The organism is Orrella marina (assembly GCF_003058465.1).
Lineage (GTDB): Bacteria > Pseudomonadota > Gammaproteobacteria > Burkholderiales > Burkholderiaceae_B > Algicoccus > Algicoccus marinus.
Map to the genome: position 1 here is coordinate 347,748 of NZ_CP028901.1, position 15,454 is coordinate 363,201.

At 58.4% G+C, this 15,454-nt stretch carries 14 protein-coding genes and 1 pseudogene; 11 read left to right on the forward strand and 4 right to left on the reverse strand.

Annotated features, from left to right (window positions below; all coding sequences use genetic code 11):
• Window positions 1-5: 5 nt before the first annotated feature.
• Window positions 6-407, forward strand: a complete 402-nt coding sequence (crcB, locus tag DBV39_RS01530; RefSeq protein ID WP_108620052.1) for a fluoride efflux transporter CrcB — start codon at window positions 6-8, stop codon at window positions 405-407.
• 91 nt (window positions 408-498) lie between these two features.
• Here the strand turns inward: crcB and DBV39_RS01535 are convergent, their stop codons facing one another.
• The 3 genes from DBV39_RS01535 to hpnC are packed head-to-tail and all read right to left on the reverse strand — an operon-like array spanning window position 499 to window position 3,760.
• On the reverse strand, window positions 499-2,016 hold the full coding sequence (locus DBV39_RS01535) for a hydroxysqualene dehydroxylase (RefSeq protein ID WP_108620053.1): 1,518 nt from the start codon (window positions 2,014-2,016) through the stop codon (window positions 499-501).
• Window positions 2,013-2,933 carry a presqualene diphosphate synthase HpnD gene (gene hpnD / locus DBV39_RS01540; RefSeq protein ID WP_108620054.1) on the reverse strand — a complete coding sequence of 307 codons (921 nt, stop codon included), beginning with the start codon at window positions 2,931-2,933 and terminating at the stop codon, window positions 2,013-2,015. Before hpnD ends, DBV39_RS01535 begins: the two co-directional genes overlap by 4 nt.
• Window positions 2,933-3,760, reverse strand: coding sequence for a squalene synthase HpnC (hpnC, locus tag DBV39_RS01545; RefSeq protein ID WP_108620055.1), 828 nt, complete (start codon window positions 3,758-3,760; stop codon window positions 2,933-2,935). Before hpnC ends, hpnD begins: the two co-directional genes overlap by 1 nt.
• Before the next feature lie 501 nt (window positions 3,761-4,261).
• Between hpnC and alr the strand changes: the two are divergent.
• The 5 genes and pseudogenes from alr (at window position 4,262) to DBV39_RS01575 (ending at window position 10,535) form a co-directional block, all read left to right on the forward strand.
• A pseudogene (gene alr, locus DBV39_RS01555) lies at window positions 4,262-5,442 on the forward strand (alanine racemase).
• Between the two features lie 285 nt (window positions 5,443-5,727).
• Complete coding sequence (radA, locus tag DBV39_RS01560; protein WP_108620057.1) at window positions 5,728-7,095, forward strand: DNA repair protein RadA; 1,368 nt, start codon at window positions 5,728-5,730, stop codon at window positions 7,093-7,095.
• 68 nt (window positions 7,096-7,163) lie between these two features.
• Window positions 7,164-9,662: an ABC transporter permease gene (locus tag DBV39_RS01565; protein WP_108620058.1), complete on the forward strand. Its 2,499-nt coding sequence runs from the start codon at window positions 7,164-7,166 to the stop codon at window positions 9,660-9,662.
• 145 nt (window positions 9,663-9,807) lie between these two features.
• Window positions 9,808-10,038 carry a protein kinase family protein gene (locus tag DBV39_RS01570; RefSeq protein ID WP_108620059.1) on the forward strand — a complete coding sequence of 77 codons (231 nt, stop codon included), beginning with the start codon at window positions 9,808-9,810 and terminating at the stop codon, window positions 10,036-10,038.
• A complete protein-coding gene (locus tag DBV39_RS01575) occupies window positions 10,035-10,535 on the forward strand; it encodes a 3-deoxy-D-manno-octulosonic acid kinase (RefSeq protein WP_108620060.1) in 501 nt (166 codons plus the stop codon). The genes DBV39_RS01570 and DBV39_RS01575 overlap by 4 nt, the downstream gene beginning before the upstream one ends.
• A gap of 25 nt (window positions 10,536-10,560) precedes the next feature.
• On the opposite strand, the gene DBV39_RS19355 is transcribed toward DBV39_RS01575, so the two are convergent.
• Window positions 10,561-10,860, reverse strand: coding sequence for a hypothetical protein (locus DBV39_RS19355; protein ID WP_159078726.1), 300 nt, complete (start codon window positions 10,858-10,860; stop codon window positions 10,561-10,563).
• A gap of 31 nt (window positions 10,861-10,891) precedes the next feature.
• Between DBV39_RS19355 and DBV39_RS01580 the strand changes: the two genes are divergently transcribed.
• The 5 genes from DBV39_RS01580 to DBV39_RS01600 all read left to right on the forward strand — a co-directional run bounded on the left by DBV39_RS01580 (window position 10,892) and on the right by DBV39_RS01600 (window position 15,379).
• A complete protein-coding gene (locus DBV39_RS01580; RefSeq protein WP_108620061.1) occupies window positions 10,892-11,986 on the forward strand; it encodes a polyamine ABC transporter substrate-binding protein in 1,095 nt (364 codons plus the stop codon).
• A gap of 180 nt (window positions 11,987-12,166) precedes the next feature.
• Complete coding sequence (locus DBV39_RS01585; protein WP_108620062.1) at window positions 12,167-13,297, forward strand: ABC transporter ATP-binding protein; 1,131 nt, start codon at window positions 12,167-12,169, stop codon at window positions 13,295-13,297.
• Window positions 13,294-14,199 carry an ABC transporter permease subunit gene (locus DBV39_RS01590; RefSeq protein WP_108620063.1) on the forward strand — a complete coding sequence of 302 codons (906 nt, stop codon included), beginning with the start codon at window positions 13,294-13,296 and terminating at the stop codon, window positions 14,197-14,199. Before DBV39_RS01585 ends, DBV39_RS01590 begins: the two co-directional genes overlap by 4 nt.
• Window positions 14,199-15,026 carry an ABC transporter permease subunit gene (locus tag DBV39_RS01595; protein ID WP_108620064.1) on the forward strand — a complete coding sequence of 276 codons (828 nt, stop codon included), beginning with the start codon at window positions 14,199-14,201 and terminating at the stop codon, window positions 15,024-15,026. The genes DBV39_RS01590 and DBV39_RS01595 overlap by 1 nt, the downstream gene beginning before the upstream one ends.
• On the forward strand, window positions 15,026-15,379 hold the full coding sequence (locus tag DBV39_RS01600; RefSeq protein ID WP_108620065.1) for a Spx/MgsR family RNA polymerase-binding regulatory protein: 354 nt from the start codon (window positions 15,026-15,028) through the stop codon (window positions 15,377-15,379). Before DBV39_RS01595 ends, DBV39_RS01600 begins: the two co-directional genes overlap by 1 nt.
• The last annotated feature ends 75 nt before the right edge of the window (window positions 15,380-15,454 follow it).

A 15,454-nucleotide genomic window follows, 5' to 3' on the forward strand; every position in this document is an offset into this window, starting at 1 on the left:
CTTGCATGGCAAACGGGCATCCGGCGTTGTGGCTCAATCTGCTGAGCATTTCGGTGGGCGCGACACTGGGTGCATGGAGTCGCTGGGGCTTGTCGCTCTGGCTCAATCCTGGTCCTGGCAGGTTTGCATGGGGAACGTTCTGTGCAAACCTGGCTGGTGCTTATGTAATCGGCCTGGCTTTGGCGTACACGCTTTCAAATCCTGACTGGTCACCGTTGCTGCGCCTGATGCTGGTGACGGGGTTTCTGGGTGCGCTCACCACGTTTTCGACGTTTTCTGCGGAAACAGTGACCTATCTGGAGTCTGGCAGGATCGGGCTGGCCTTCATTTACGTCAGTCTGTCGCTGGTCGGATCTCTTGCGCTGACCGCGCTGGGGTGGTTCACCCTGCACACCCTCAAAGGGTAGCGGACCGATCCTGGTGCTGGACGATCTTTTTCACATTCGATACGGAGCCGTGTCGGATGCCCGTCAGTTGTCTACCTGGATGTCCGCGCAGTCAAGCATTGTTCCAGGAGGATGCCAGCGCAACGGCCGCTGTCTGGCCACTCACCACAGCACCTTCGAGCACCGCCGGGTAGCCGGTATCAGTCCAGTCCCCGGCAAGTTTGACGTGCGGCCAGATCGTATCGTAGCCAGGTCGGCGCAGTCCGGGGATGGCCGCAAACGTCGCACGCTTTTCTGTGATGATCCGGCTGGCCAGAACATCAGGAATCCGGCTCGCCAGTGATCGACTCGCCTGAACGTTCGACCCGGCGAGTTCCCGCTGAAGCTGTTTCATCAGGGCGTTCGTGAGAAGGCTTCGGTCAAACATGGAATCGCCCGCGTGACTAATGACAAAAGCGAGCTGGCCACGGCGAACGTCGCTGTGCGTTGCACTGCGATCAAACACCCATTGTCCAGGATTGAGATTCGCCTGGGCTATCGCTGGTTTGCACGAGGAGGGTGCCCCTGGCAGATGACCACTACTGAGCATGAGCATGGGTTCAGGCAGACGAAACGGGCTCTGAAGCTCGATATAGCAGGTCGTGATGGGGTGGAATTCGAATGCAGCCAGGTCTTGCAGCTGCTTGTTCAGAGTTTCCTGATCTGCTTCCAGTCGAGCGTCAGCAGGCGGGCGAGTCACCCATTTTTCCAGGATGCGGGCTGCGCCAGCAGGCGGCGTAGCGATGATGCACCCGTCAAACACTTCGCCGTTGACCGATACCTGAGAGGATCCGCTAGGAGTGTCCTCAAGCCCCGGTGTGACGTCTGTGATCTGTATGCCGGTTGCCAGGCGTACCCGCCTGGCAACGGCGTCAATCCAGAGCCGGGTGAGATCGACTTTCGGGATCAGCAGATCGGTCGCGCCTTGATCAGGGCTGAGCAGGCTGTCTCGCAAGACTCTGGCGAACAGGTGCGCACATGCTTTCTCGGCAGGTGTGTTCATGGTGGCCAGACACAACGGAATCCAGAGTCGCTGTTGTAGATTCACGGGTTGCTTGTGTCGCTGCAACCACTCCAGAACGGTTTCTCCCGTCGATGGCTGCCGGACACCCAGCTTGAGTCTGCCGAGCAGTGTCAGCGCCCGACTGCGCTCAAGAAAAGACAACCCACCTGCGCTCAGGAGGGCCACTATCCGGGCAATGGAGGGTGGCAGCGATGGGTTCACTGAAAGCGACAGTGCACCATCTGCAGCGACCAGATTCAATGGCTGCCTGATGTATCTCGTCTGGTGTGGGCTGTCTGGGCTGTCTGGGCTGTCTGGGTTGTCTGGGTTGTCTGGCGTTTGTGCTGTTTCGACCGGAGCCTGTTCCTGTGCACTGGCCCAGTCAATCAGTCGGAGTGTTTCCCGGTAGGCACCGATGAGCAGGTGCTGGCCGTTGTCAATCCGGCCCAGTTCCCGGTCTGTCATGCCGCGTGCCCGACCACCGGGCTGGTGTGATATCTCGAAGACGGACACTGCGTGTCCCATTTCAAGCAGGGCTTGTGCTGCTGCCATGCCTGCCCAGCCTGCGCCGATGATGGCAACGTTCATTGCGGGCCGCAGGAGTTGTCCGCAGCGTCTGATGAGTGTGAATGGTGACGTTCGCTCCTGCGGATATGCGCGATGACCGGACGTGCGCCACCAACCCAGTTGCGCCAGGCCAGCCACAGCTTGCGAATCGGTGTGAGTGAGATCCGCTGCTCAAGCACCTGCCACTTCTCATTCTCGATCTCATCGAGCAGCGTGTAGTAAATCGCGGCCATCATCAATCCCGGGCGTTGTGCACGCCGATCCACATCCGGCAGGGAGTTGATAGCACGGACATACAGTTCCCTGGCACGTTGAGCCTGGAATGCCATCAACGCCTCAAACTCTTCGCTGTGCCTGGCATTCAGAATGTCTGCTGCCTTGACGCCGAATCGTTGAAGATCTTCGACTGGCAGATAAATTCTGCCCCGACGTGCGTCGTCGCCCACATCGCGAATGATGTTGGTCATCTGGAAGGCGAGCCCGAGGTTGGTCGCATATTCGAGTGTTCGGTCGTCCATGTAACCAAATACACCTGCTGATAGCTCCCCGACAACGCCAGCTGCGTGCCAGCAATATTTGCGCAAACCAGGCCAGTCCAGATACCGGGTCTGGTCCAGGTCCATCTGCATGCCTTCGATCACTGCGAGCAGGCGGTCGCGGGTGATCTGGCAACTCTCCAGATGGGGCTGCAAGGCGCGCGTGACAGGATGAGTGGGGGTCCCTTTGTAAAGACTGTCCAGTTCGGTGGCCCACCATGCCAGCTTGCTGCGCGCAACTGACGGGTCAGTACAGTCGTCGACCACATCGTCGACTTCCCGGCAAAACGCGTAAAGTGCGGTGATGGCCTTTCGCCGCTCTGTGGGCAGGAACAGAAAGGAGTAGTAAAAGCTCGAGCCGCTACTGGCCGCTTTTTCCTGACAGTAGGCTTGCGGGGTCATCAGAAACCCACTGCACGAACCAGCATAACGGGCCAGTCGGACCGAACCAGCACCGGTCGACGTCTGAACACGTCAAATTCTACGGCTTCAAGTTTTTCTAGCACACGCAATCCCCCTTGAATAATCAGCCGGATCTCGAGCCCGACTCGTCCCTTGAGCTGTTTTCCCAAAGGTTGGCCGAAGTGTAGCAATTCCCTGCATCGCTGAGACTGTTCGGCCATCAGATTGTGCCAGTTCTGGTCCGCGCAGCCAGCCTCAATCTGCGCTTCAGTGACGCCGTGCTGTGAGAGGTCCTCCTGTGGCAGGTACACCCGGCCCTTGCGCCAGTCGATGGCGACGTCCTGCAGAAAATTGACACGTTGCAGGGCAGTACAGACGGCGTCGGACTGTACGAGGCTGTCGCGATCGGTCTGGCGAAACAGATGCAGCATGAGTCGGCCTACCGGATTGGCCGAACGCATGCAGTACTGGTCAAGCGCATGATTGGTCGCGTAGCGTTTCACAGAAATGTCCTGTTCAAACGCGGTCAACAGATCGTCTAGCAGTGTGATCGGCAGGACATGACGGCTGATGCTTGCCGCCAGCGGCTCAAAGACGCCACGAATCTGCTTGTCTTCGGACGCTACTCGTCCATATTCGGCGATGTCGTGCAGGGCGCGTCGATACTCCCTGAGGCGGGTGAGTCGCACGAGGGGCGCATCATCTCCTTCGTCTGCAATGTCGTCTGCCGAGCGGGCGAACCGGTACAGGTTGACGACGTCGGCGCGAATCGCTCTGGGTAACAGGAGCGAGGCAACCGGAAAGTTTTCGTAATGATCAACGGCCATTCGGTAGCTAAGGCGAAAAGGTGAACCGGGACAGGTCAGTCAGAATGTCAGTTAGCAGGCGCCAGGCGCGACCAGATGGTCCAGAGCGAGGTCCGCGGACTGAATGCGCCAGATGTCCTGAGGCGGCTTGTCGGACGCACGAGTGCAGGCGGATGACAATCCGGCAGGTGTCTGGCGTCTATTACTACCTGACTGCAACCTGACAAATGCAATCCCGGCCATTGTAGTCGGCTGTCCTGCCGATGCAGGAATGCCAGGGAAAGGCACATGGTTCGCCGTTGGCCGCAAGAAGTGGCCGTGGCGGATTCGGGCCGATTCGACAGCACTTGCATCAATAGAACAGTAGACTTGCGATCCTTGCAACAGGTTCCCTGCGGCATGTTGTCAGAAGCTCTGCCAGTCAGCGTGGTTTGGCCGCCATGCAGTTGTCACTAAAGGCTAGTTCGCTTACTCGGTCCGGCTAAGGTAGGTTAGACTAACCGGGATTGAGGAATTTTCTGCATGACACGTCCCATTCGATTACTGATCAATCCCGCCGCCATGACGCATAACCTCGGTCGAGTCCGGGATCTGTTGCGTCAGGCATCCAGTGATTTCCCCAGTACGCCAAGGGTCTGGGCCGTGATCAAGGCAGATGCCTACGGCCATGGAATCGAGACGGCGGTCGGTGCCTTTGCGACCGCTGATGGCTTGGCCATGCTGGACTTCGAGGAAGCCATCCGTTCACGCAAGGCGGGCTGGACAAAGCCGATCCTGATGCTTGAGGGCGCGTTCGATCAGGCCGATCTGCAGGCTTGCGAACGCTATGACCTGTGCCCGGTGGTTCATGAGCAGGGTCAGATCGACATGATCGACGCTCATCGTTTTGACAGGTCCATCCATGTCTACCTGAAACTCGATACTGGTATGCATCGGCTCGGGTTCCCTCCCGATCGGTATCGGCAGGCATTTGATGTACTTTGCGGTTTGCAGGCAGCCGGCAAGCTGGCATCCATTGGGCACATGACGCACTTTGCGTGCGCGGATGAGCCCGATGGCATCGATGTTCCGCTGGAAGTATTCAACGGGGTGGTGCAGGGGTTGCCCGGGTTGCGATGCGTGGCCAATTCGGCTGCCGTGCTGGCACACACACGCAAGATGATCGAGATGGTTGATTCGGGTGCGGTCGCTGGAGAGGGTCGCGTCTTGTCTGTACCGCCAGGCGGGACTGCTTCTCCTGCTAGCTGGGTGCGTCCAGGCATCTGTCTCTACGGTGCCAGTCCGCTGGTGGACAGGCCCGCCAATCAACTCGGCCTGCAGGCATCAATGACGCTTGTTTCGCGCGTGTTGAGTGTGCGGGTGGTGCGTGCGGGCGAAGGCATTGGCTACAGCTATCTTTACCGGGCCCGGCAGGACATGCGTGTCGCCGTGGTTGCTTGCGGATATGCCGATGGTTATCCGCGTCACGCCCCAAGCGGCACACCCATTGTGGTTAATGGCCAGCGAGCCACACTGGCGGGCCGAGTCTCGATGGACATGCTCACGGTTGACGTGTCTCATTTGCCCAGAGTGGATGTGGGTGATGAGGTGATCCTATGGGGGAAGGCGGCCCGAGCATCGATGAAGTGGCTCAGGCCAGCGAAACCATCGGTTATGAGCTTCTCACAGCGGTCACGCCAAGGGTGCCACGAGTGTTTGTCTGAGGGCTGTGTCTGGCATCTGCCTCTGGCGCCTGGGCTGGATCCGGTGTCTCTTGCCTGCTGACAGATGGCAGGTGACAGGTGACAGGGCTGTTCAGGCCCGCGTTGCGCCGCCCGTGTAATCTTTGTGTTCCGTCTGATATGGGCTGGCTGGACTGCTGGGTATCGCGATCCGAGCGTATCGTGTGTCCCGGGTCCAGGGGTTGCCCCGGATGTCGGGGCTCGCCAGTCAGCCGGCTTTCACCATTTTTCTGCCAGTTGCAGTTGTCTACTCGAGAACAGGATCAGATGTCCAAGATCAGGACCCGCTATGTTTGTCAGGCATGCGGAGCAACCAGTCCCAAATGGCTGGGACAGTGCTCAGGATGCCAGGCATGGAACACCCTTGAAGAAACGCGTGTAAACGAGACACCTGTCGCGGCCCATCGCTACGAGTCGATGAGCGGTAGTCAGGCGCAGTTGCAGCGACTGGCTGACGTGCAGGCGCGTGAGCTGCCACGCATGCCGACCGGCATTCACGAATTTGACCGCGTGCTGGGCGGTGGTCTGGTGACCGGGGCAGTGGTACTGATTGGTGGTGATCCTGGAATCGGTAAATCTACGTTGCTGCTGCAAGCGCTCGCAGCAATCTCCCAGACTGCGCGTGTCCTGTATGTCACGGGTGAAGAGTCGCCAGACCAGGTCGCCTTGCGTGCCAGGCGCCTCGGTGTGGATGGCGCGGCAGTCGATCTGTTACCGGAAATCCGGCTGGATCTGATCGAAGCCCAGTTGCGCGATCACCCACCCGCTGTTGCCGTGATTGATTCCATCCAGACCATCTACAGCGCCCAGCTGAGTGCTGCCCCGGGTTCTGTGTCGCAGGTGCGCGAGTGTGCTGCACAGTTGACCCGTCTTGCGAAGCAGAGCGGGGTGCCTATCGTCATGATCGGACACGTCACCAAGGACGGTTCGCTGGCAGGTCCGCGCGTGCTGGAGCATATGGTCGATACGGTACTGTATTTTGAGGGGGATACCCACTCTTCGTTTCGTCTGGTCCGGGCGTTCAAGAACCGGTTCGGCGCGGTCAACGAACTGGGTGTTTTTGCGATGACCGACCGAGGCTTGCGAGGTGTTGCGAACCCTTCTGCACTTTTTCTGTCACAACACTCGCGCGATGTTGCTGGTTCCTGCGTGATGGCGACACAGGAAGGGACTCGCCCGCTTCTGGTGGAGATCCAGGCGCTGGTCGATACCGCGCATGTGCCGAATCCGCGCCGCCTTGCGCTGGGTCTGGAAGGTCATCGGCTGGCGATGCTGCTGGCAGTGTTACACCGCCATGCAGGCGTATCGACCGCTGACCAGGACGTGTTCGTCAATGCCGTCGGTGGCGTGCGCATCACCGAGCCAGGCGCAGACTTGCCCATTTTGCTGGCGATTCTGTCCTCGCTCAAGGATCGGGCACTGCCCGCAGGGCTTGTGTCGTTTGGCGAGATTGGACTCGCAGGTGAAGTCAGGCCGGCTGTTCGCGGTCAGGAGCGTTTGCGCGAGGCGGCCAAGCTCGGGTTTTCTGTGGCGATCGTCCCTGCCGCTAACGCTCCCAAGCAGGCAATCGAAGGATTGCGTGTGATTCCGGTCAGCCGATTGCAAGAAGCGATTGATGCTGTGCGAGGGTTGTAGCCGTTTCACAGTGCAGAAATGCTAGCCAAGCAATCATAAAACAACGCAATACAGGAACGGACGCTGATATGACAGGGAAGTGGGTGAAGTTCGGATTCAAACAGACCTGGCGCGATGTTCGCGCAGGTGACCTGCGTCTGCTGGCGCTGGCAGTGGTGATTGCGGTCGCCGCTGTGAGTAGTGTCGGATTCTTGTCAGATCGTGTCGGACGCGCGCTTGAGCGTGATGCTGCGCGGATGCTGGGCGCGGACCTGGTGCTCGAGACGCCGGAGCAAGCCAGTCAGCAGTGGCTCGATGAGGCGCGCGACAGAGGACTGTCAGCTATCAGGGTCTGGCGGTTTCCTTCCATGGTGGGCTCAGCCGATGGCGACCTGCAACTGGCTTCCATCAAGGTTGTCGAGTCTGGCTATCCCCTACGGGGGGAGTTGCGCACAACGCGGTCGCTGACAGAACCTGACGAGGTCACAACCAGTGCGCCCGAGACTGGCGAGGTCTGGGTGGATCCACAGTTGCTGGCGCTCACGGGACTGTCAGTTGGGGAGACTCTGCAAGTCGGGCGCAAGGCGTTGCGAATCGACCGTGCCATCACCTACGAGCCGGACCGAGGTGTCCAGTTCGTCAACGTTGCACCCAGGGTGCTGATGCGTGCGGAGGATCTGGTCGACGCCGGATTGCTGGGCGAAGGGAGTCGCGTAGGACACTCGATGCTGGTGGCGGGGGACGAGCTGGCGGTTGGTGCCTACCGGGAGTGGCTGCGACCACAGCTTGACGTTGCCCAGAAGATTCTGACACTGGACGAAGGCCGGCCAGAAGTCCGGCGTACGCTGGATCGAGCCCAGCAGTTCCTGACTTTAGTGGTGATGATTGCCGTGCTCATTGCTGCCGTTGCCATTGCCCTGGGCGCGCGGCGGTTCAGTCAGCGCCAGCAGTCTGCAGTGGCCGTGATGCGCTGCGTGGGGGCGACCCAGTCAACCGTGCGCAATGTACTCATGCTGGAGTTTGCCCTGGTGGCACTCGCCGGCTCGCTGGTCGGTCTTCTGATTGGCTGGGTTGCGCAGATGGGTCTGGTCAGTGTGATGCAGGAACTGGTTTCCGATGAGCTGCCCGGTGTCGGGCTTATGCCGGCTTTGCAGGGCATCTACGCCGGGTTCTGGTTGCTGTTTTCGTTTTCGGTGCCGCCGTTGCAAGCTTTGAGCCGGGTGTCGCCAGCGCAGATTTTTCGTCGCGATGTGCCCGCGTTTCCTCTGCACAGTGTCATGGGTTACCTGCTGGCATTCGGCGGTTTTGCCTTGCTCATGTGGTGGATCGCTGGTGATCCAAAGTACGGCTTCGGACTTGCGGCAGGCTTTGTCGGCGCAGCGGTGCTGTTCAGTCTGCTCGGTGTGGTGGCGTTAAAAGTGGTTGACAGTCTGCGTGGCGTGCTGGGTCGTCGTGTCCACTGGCGCTTTGCGATGGCAGGACTGGTGCGTCGAAAAGGGGCGACGATTGCGCAGGTCAGCGCACTGGCGGTTGGCATGATGGCGATTCTGCTCCTGACGATTGTGAGGACCGATTTGCTCCAGGGCTGGCAGCAGACACTTCCACCGGATGCGCCGAACCGCTTCCTGATCAACATTCAGCCAGATCAGGTGCAGCCCGTGCGGCAGACGCTGGCCAAGGCTCAGCTCGATGACCTGACCTTTTATCCGATGGTGCGCGGCCGTCTGATCGAGCGCAACGACAAGGCCCTGCTGGTAGAGGACTTCGAGTCCCCGCGGGCACAGCGACTGCTGCAACGTGACTTCAATCTTTCGTACGCAGCTTCGCTGGAGAATAATGGACGGATCATTGCTGGTCGCGAGTTTGACCCCGAGGCATTCGAGGTTTCTATGGAGACCGACATCGCGACCGATCTTGGGCTTTCTCTTGGTGACGAGATCGTGTTCGAGATTGCCGGACAACCGGTCAAGGTGCGCATCACCAGCTTGCGCCAGGTGGACTGGGACTCAATGCGTCCCAACTTCTTTGCGGTGCTCACGCCTGCCGCGCTCGATCGTCAGCCGCAGACCTTCATTACCTCGTTTCACCTGCCGCTTGAGCAGGCCGCGCTGACACAGACGCTTGTCAGGACGTATCCTAATCTGACCGTATTTGACGTGGGCGCAGTCCTCTCGCAGTTGCAGTCAGTGCTTGACAGGGTGTCGGTTGCGATTCAGGGATTGTTCGTCTTTGCCATCCTGGCTGGCGCGGTGGTTCTGGCTGCTGCCCTGAGTTCAAGCCGCGACGAAAGGGTGCGCGAAGCTGCCCTGCTGCGCGCGATCGGTGCGACCAACCGCCAGCTGGCATCAGCCCAGCGTATCGAACTGCTCTTTATCGGCGCAATGGCAGGGCTGCTCGCGGCCACAGGTGCGACACTGGCTGCGTGGGCCTTGTCTGTCTGGGTGTTTGAGTTTGCGATGCAATGGTCGATCACACCCTGGGTACTTGGCCTGGCGGTCTGCATGCCGGGTGCCTGGCTGGCCGGGTCGATTGTGTTGCGGGGTGTGCTGCGCAGCCCACCCTTGTTGATTCTGCGAAACGAGGCCTAAGCACGCGGTCGCTTTGGAGGGTGCAGGATGGCTTGTCCAAAGTTGACAAGGACTTTTGTCTGCGGTCGCGTTTGTCGCTTTGTCATATGCTTGCCCGATGTTCGTCCGATGTTTTTAAAGAGGCCTGTTCTCGAGATGCAAGGAGATGAGTGACGTGCCGATTCCGGATCAGAAGCAGAACCAGACGCCTGTCGTACTGGCCAAAGGTACTTGTGCGATCAAGGGCTGGTCCGATGCCGTGAATACCACCTGGTTCGATCCGCAGCGATATGAGTTGCATGCCCACCCCGTAGCCGATGGTGGTCGCGGTAGTGCGTGGTACGTGGATGTGGCAGGCCAGCCAGGCGTGCTGCGACAGTATCGCCGGGGGGGATGATTGCGAAACTCAGTCGTGATCTTTACTGGTGGACAGGGCGAGATCAGACAAGAAGTTTCAGGGAGTTCGATATTCTTGCCGCGCTTGCAGAACGTTCCGGCCAGGGCCTGAACGTGCCCCGGCCGGTGGCTGCCATGGCGTGTCGCACGCATGGACTCTTCTATCGGGCGGCGTTGATCACGCAGCGGATTGCCCAGGCCGAGGCCTTCTGGAAATACGACGATGGGCTGATCTGGGAGCGTGCAGGCCAGATGATTGCGCGCTTGCACAGGGCAGGCGTCTGGCATGCTGACTTGAACGTGAACAATATTCTGATCGATCCCCATGAAAAAATCTGGCTGATTGACTTTGACAGGGCACGCACAGGCGTTACCGATCCGAAACGTCTGTATGGCAATCTGCAACGACTTGAACGTTCGGTTCGTAAAGTGTGCTCTGAACGCATCCACGATTGCTGGCCAATGTTGCTCTCAGGGTACGCTCGCGCGCCCGATTGATCTCGTAACAGCTTGTGCCGACCGGTCAGTGGTGGTCGCGGGCGGAAAATGGATTTAGAATTCGGGTCTTGATCCCGTTTTGCATGTCAGAGACGGGATTTTTATTTGCATGAATTTCGTTGCAGCCGCGTTTTGTCATGATTATTCGTGCGCTGTCGAAACTAAACTGGAAGCTCAGGGATTGATGTAGGCCGGAACCTGCGTTCTTCATTGATCCGAGAGCAAGTCCCTTGATCGAGGAGCCAGTGGATCGGGTTGTCGCAACGGCCTGATGCTCATTGGCGCAACGGTGTTGCAAGGGTCTGTTTCCTTCAATCTTTGTCACGGCGGCGTGACCATTCCATCGGAGGGCCTGGATGAAAGCGCGAGTTTTACTGACTTTGCTGGTAAGCAGTCTGGGTGTGGTGAGTACAGCCACTGCACAGAACAAGACGCTGAACGTTTATAACTGGGCTGAATACACTGCGCAAGACACGATTCCCGGTTTTGAGCGGGAAGCTGGCGTGAAGGTCCGTTACGACACTTACGACAGCAATGACACATTGCAGGCCAAACTGCTCACGGGCAATTCCGGCTATGACGTGGTTGTTCCGTCCACACATTACGCTGCAAGGCAGATTGAGGGTGGATTGTTTCAGAAGCTTGACAAGTCCAGGATTCCGAACTGGGAGAACCTGGATCCGGCGATCATGAAGCTGCTTGAGCCAGTGGATCCGGGCAATCAGTATCTGGTTCCCTGGGGCTATGGCACCAACGCGCTCGGATTCAACGTGACCAAAGCCAGGGAAATCATGGGCGAAGACGTCGATCTGGCTGACTGGTCTTTGCTGTTTGATCCAGAGAAAATCAAGAAGTTCGCCAGCTGCGGTGTGTCGGTTCTCGACGAGGCAGCCCAGGTGTTTCCTGCAGCCCTGCATTATCTTGGCAAGGATCCCAACAGTAGCAACCCGGATGATCTCAAGGCTGCGCTAGAGCTGATGAAGTCGATTCGCCCCTATATCCGGCAGTTCAGTTCATCGGGGTATATCGACGAGCTGGCCTCGGGTGATCTGTGCATGGTGTACGCGTTTTCCGGGGATGTCCTGATCGCGGCTGACCGGGCGCGTGAAGGCAAGCGTCCTTACGAAATCGATTACTTCCTGCCCGGCAACGGGGCACCTGCGTGGTTCGATACCATGGCCGTGCCCAAAGATGCAGCCAATCCTGAACTGGCATTTGATTTCATCAATTACTTGTCCAGGCCCGAGGTGTCGGCTGCGATTACCAACACCATGTTCTACCCGAACGCCAACAAGGCGGCAAGGGCGTTGGTCAAGCCTGAAGTGGCGAACAACGAGTCGATCTATCCGCCTGACGAAGTGGCCGAGAAGATCTTCGTGATTCAGGCGCAGCCGCTGAACGTGCAACGCCAGCAGTCCAGGATGTGGGCTGAGCTGAAGTCTGGTCGTTAATCCGGCCGCTGATCGGGTCATGACTGCCTGGCCGCCTGCCGGCGGCCAGAGTTTTATCATTCATCAACGTTCGCTTTTGAAGCTTTACTTCGAGATCTGTTTTGAGATCCGGTTTCATCGTTCAAATTTTCTGTCCGTTTTCGTTTAACGCGGGATGTCCCAATCGGGGTGTGAGCTGGCATGGCAACTTCAGTCGGTAATCTGACTTCTTTTTCTGGCGATGCGCACGATTTTGTTCGAATCGTCGACCTCACCAAAATCTACGGCGAGACAGTGGCCGTCCAGAGCGTGAACCTGACTGTTCAGCGTAATGAAATCTTTGCGCTACTGGGTAGCTCCGGTTGCGGCAAGTCGACCTTGCTGCGCATGCTGGCTGGATTTGAAACCGTCACATCTGGTCAGATCTTTCTCGATGGAGAGGACATCACCAGCCTCGCTCCCTATGAGCGGCCGGTTAACATGATGTTCCAGTCCTACGCACTGTTTCCGCACATGACAGTCGAAGCCAATGTCGCGTTTGGTCTGCGCCAGGAAGGTGTGGCGCGCAACGAGATACACGAGCGGGTGTACGAGGCGCTCGAGCTGGTGCAGATGTCGCCCTATGCCAGACGCAAGCCCCATCAACTTTCTGGTGGCCAGCAGCAGCGCGTCGCATTGGCGCGTAGTCTGGTCAAGCGTCCCAAGCTGCTGTTGCTCGACGAGCCGATGTCCGCCCTTGACAAGCAGATTCGTCATAACACCCAGATCGAGCTGGTCCGCATTCTGGACCAGCTGGGGGTGACGTGTTTCATGGTGACCCATGATCAGGAAGAGGCCATGACGATGGCCAGTCGTCTGGCGGTCATGACAGAAGGTCAGATCCGTCAGATCGGTTCACCGCAAGAGGTCTACGCCTTCCCGAATTCACGCTTTGTTGCCGCCTTCATCGGGTCGACCAATCTTTTTGAAGGTGAGATCACGGTCGACGAGTCTGACCACGTCATGATCGAAAGCGACGATCTGCCCAGAGCGTTCTATGTCGATCACGGTGTGAGCGAGCCGCTGGGCATGCAGGTTTCGGTTTCGTTGCGCCCGGAACAGGTACGGGTGAGCCGGCAGGCACCGGCCGGTGAATATAACTGGGGGCACGGTGTTGTGAATCACATGGCCTGGATGGGAAGCTATGCGCTTTACCAGATTCGGCTCGATTCGGGCAAGGTGGTCGAAGCCACCATGCCGTCACAGTTGCTGATGCAGGACGAGCCACCCGGACTGGATGAAGAAGTCTATGTCAGCTGGGGACGTGACAGCGTCACGGTTCTGTCATCATGAGTACCCGCCTGGCCCGTCTTCGTTCGGATGCGATCAGTATCGCACCGCCCTTTGTCTGGCTGGTGCTGTTTTTGCTGTTGCCGTTCATTCTGGTGCTCAAGATCAGCTTTGCCGATCTCAAGTTTGGTGTGCCCCCCTACACCTCGCTGACCGAATTGAAGGATGAGGCACTGAGCCTGACTCTGCATCTGCGCGGCTACCTGCTGCTGCTGAGTGACTCGCTGTACGTGTCGACCTACATCAACTCACTGCGGATGGCGGGGATCACGACGCTGGTCTGCATCCTGATCGGTTATCCGATGGCCTACTACATTGCACGGGCTCCCGAGCGGATTCGGCACGTGCTGCTGCTCGCAGTCATCCTGCCGTTCTGGACGTCGCTCCTGCTAAGGGTCTACGCCTGGGTCGGGATCCTGCGTTCTGACGGGTTGCTCAATTCACTGCTGATGAATCTTGGTGTGATCAGTTCGCCACTCGAGATCTACCGCACGGACCTGGCTGTCTATATCGGTCTCGTGTACGCCTATCTGCCGTTTTTTATCCTTCCACTGTATGCCACCCTCGTCAAAATGGATCTAAGACTGCTTGATGCTGCCTATGACCTGGGCGCGCGGCCATGGCGGGCGTTTCTGTCGGTCACACTACCGCTGTCGATGCCAGGCGTGATCTCGGGGGCGATGCTGGTTTTTATTCCGGCAGTCGGCGAGTATGTGATTCCGGAGATGCTCGGTGGAGCGGATACGCTGATGATGGGCAGGATCATGTGGAGCGAGTTTTTTACCAATGCTGACTGGCCGATTGCGTCTGCGATCACGATCGTGATGGTTTCACTGTTGTTGATTCCGCTGATCGTCTTCCAGGTCAATCAGGCGCATCGCTATCAATCTCAGGGGGGGCGGTGATGGCCAGGCGACTCGCACCGAACGCTCCTAGCAGGCTAGGCCAGTGGCTGGCGCTGGGGCTGGGTTTCCTGTTTCTGTACGTGCCTATTCTGAGTCTGATCGTGTTCTCTTTTAACGATTCGGCGATGATGACGACCTGGAGCGGATTTTCTTTGAGATGGTACAAGTCCCTGTTTCAGGATGCAGCACTGCTCAACGCGGCTTGGCTGTCCTTGCAGGTCGCGCTCATGACAGCAACGGCTGCCAGCGTGATCGGCGTCTGGGCCGGTTATGTGCTGGCCAGAAAGGGCAAGTTTCGCGGATTTTCTCTTTATGTCGGTCTGGTCAGTGCACCGTTGGTGATTCCCGAAGTCGTTCTGGGGATTTCGCTGTTGCTACTGTTTGTCGAGCTGGACAGCCTGTTCGGCTGGCCGGGCCAGCGTGGAATGTTCACCATCTGGGTCGGACATACGACATTTTGCATGGCGTTTGTCACCGTGATCGTGCAGTCGCGGATACGGGATCTGGATCGGTCGCTGGAAGAAGCGGCGCTCGATCTGGGTGCAACACCGGCGAAAGTGTTTTTCAAGATCACGCTGCCGTTGATCGCACCGGCGATTGTTTCAGGCTGGTTGCTTGCTTTCACGTTGTCGCTTGACGATGTGGTCATTGCGTCCTTCCTGTCAGGTCCGGGCTCGACCTTGCTGTCGCCCGAGATTTTCTCCAGGGTTCGTCTTGGACTCAAGCCTGAGGTCAACGCGCTTGCGACACTGTTTGTTGGCGCGGTGGCCATCGTCGTACTCATTGCCAGCGCGGTCCAGCGTCGCCAGAGGAGGTTTCAGTCGTGATGCATCTTTACGGTCTTAAAAACTGCAGTACCTGCAAGAAAGCCATCAACTGGCTCGACGGGCATGCCGTCGAATATGTTTTCACTGACTACCGGGAAGTGCCGCTAGCGGCGTCAGATCTCGTGCGCTACGCACAGCACCTGGGAGGATGGGAAAAGCTCGTCAACCGCGCCTCGCCAACCTGGCGCAAGCTCGACGCAGCAGAGCAGGCTGCTGTGTCTGATGAACAATGGACTTCACTGATTGCCCGAAATCCCACCTTGGTGCGCAGACCACTTACGGTCTATGCGGATGGTTCTGTTTCCACGGGTTTCAATGAAGCGCGCTTTGCCAAGAAGTTACAGGGTGAGTGATGCCTTGCGGTGCTTGTGGTGCCTGTGGTGAGCGGGTTGCAGGACTGGTTGGCGCAAGCCGGGTTTGGTGACCCG

Bases quoted from the DNA above. Each gene is read 5' to 3' on its own strand.
- crcB (WP_108620052.1), top strand. From the start codon at position 6: ATGGCAAACGGGCATCCGGCGTTGTGGCTCAATCTGCTGAGCATTTCG.
- DBV39_RS01535 (WP_108620053.1), bottom strand. From the start codon at position 2,016: ATGAACGTTGCCATCATCGGCGCAGGCTGGGCAGGCATGGCAGCAGCA.
- hpnD (WP_108620054.1), bottom strand. From the start codon at position 2,933: ATGACCCCGCAAGCCTACTGTCAGGAAAAAGCGGCCAGTAGCGGCTCG.
- hpnC (WP_108620055.1), bottom strand. From the start codon at position 3,760: ATGGCCGTTGATCATTACGAAAACTTTCCGGTTGCCTCGCTCCTGTTA.
- radA (WP_108620057.1), top strand. From the start codon at position 5,728: ATGTCCAAGATCAGGACCCGCTATGTTTGTCAGGCATGCGGAGCAACC.
- DBV39_RS01565 (WP_108620058.1), top strand. From the start codon at position 7,164: ATGACAGGGAAGTGGGTGAAGTTCGGATTCAAACAGACCTGGCGCGAT.
- DBV39_RS01570 (WP_108620059.1), top strand. From the start codon at position 9,808: ATGAGTGACGTGCCGATTCCGGATCAGAAGCAGAACCAGACGCCTGTC.
- DBV39_RS01575 (WP_108620060.1), top strand. From the start codon at position 10,035: ATGATTGCGAAACTCAGTCGTGATCTTTACTGGTGGACAGGGCGAGAT.
- DBV39_RS01580 (WP_108620061.1), top strand. From the start codon at position 10,892: ATGAAAGCGCGAGTTTTACTGACTTTGCTGGTAAGCAGTCTGGGTGTG.
- DBV39_RS01585 (WP_108620062.1), top strand. From the start codon at position 12,167: ATGGCAACTTCAGTCGGTAATCTGACTTCTTTTTCTGGCGATGCGCAC.
- DBV39_RS01590 (WP_108620063.1), top strand. From the start codon at position 13,294: ATGAGTACCCGCCTGGCCCGTCTTCGTTCGGATGCGATCAGTATCGCA.
- DBV39_RS01595 (WP_108620064.1), top strand. From the start codon at position 14,199: ATGGCCAGGCGACTCGCACCGAACGCTCCTAGCAGGCTAGGCCAGTGG.
- DBV39_RS01600 (WP_108620065.1), top strand. From the start codon at position 15,026: ATGCATCTTTACGGTCTTAAAAACTGCAGTACCTGCAAGAAAGCCATC.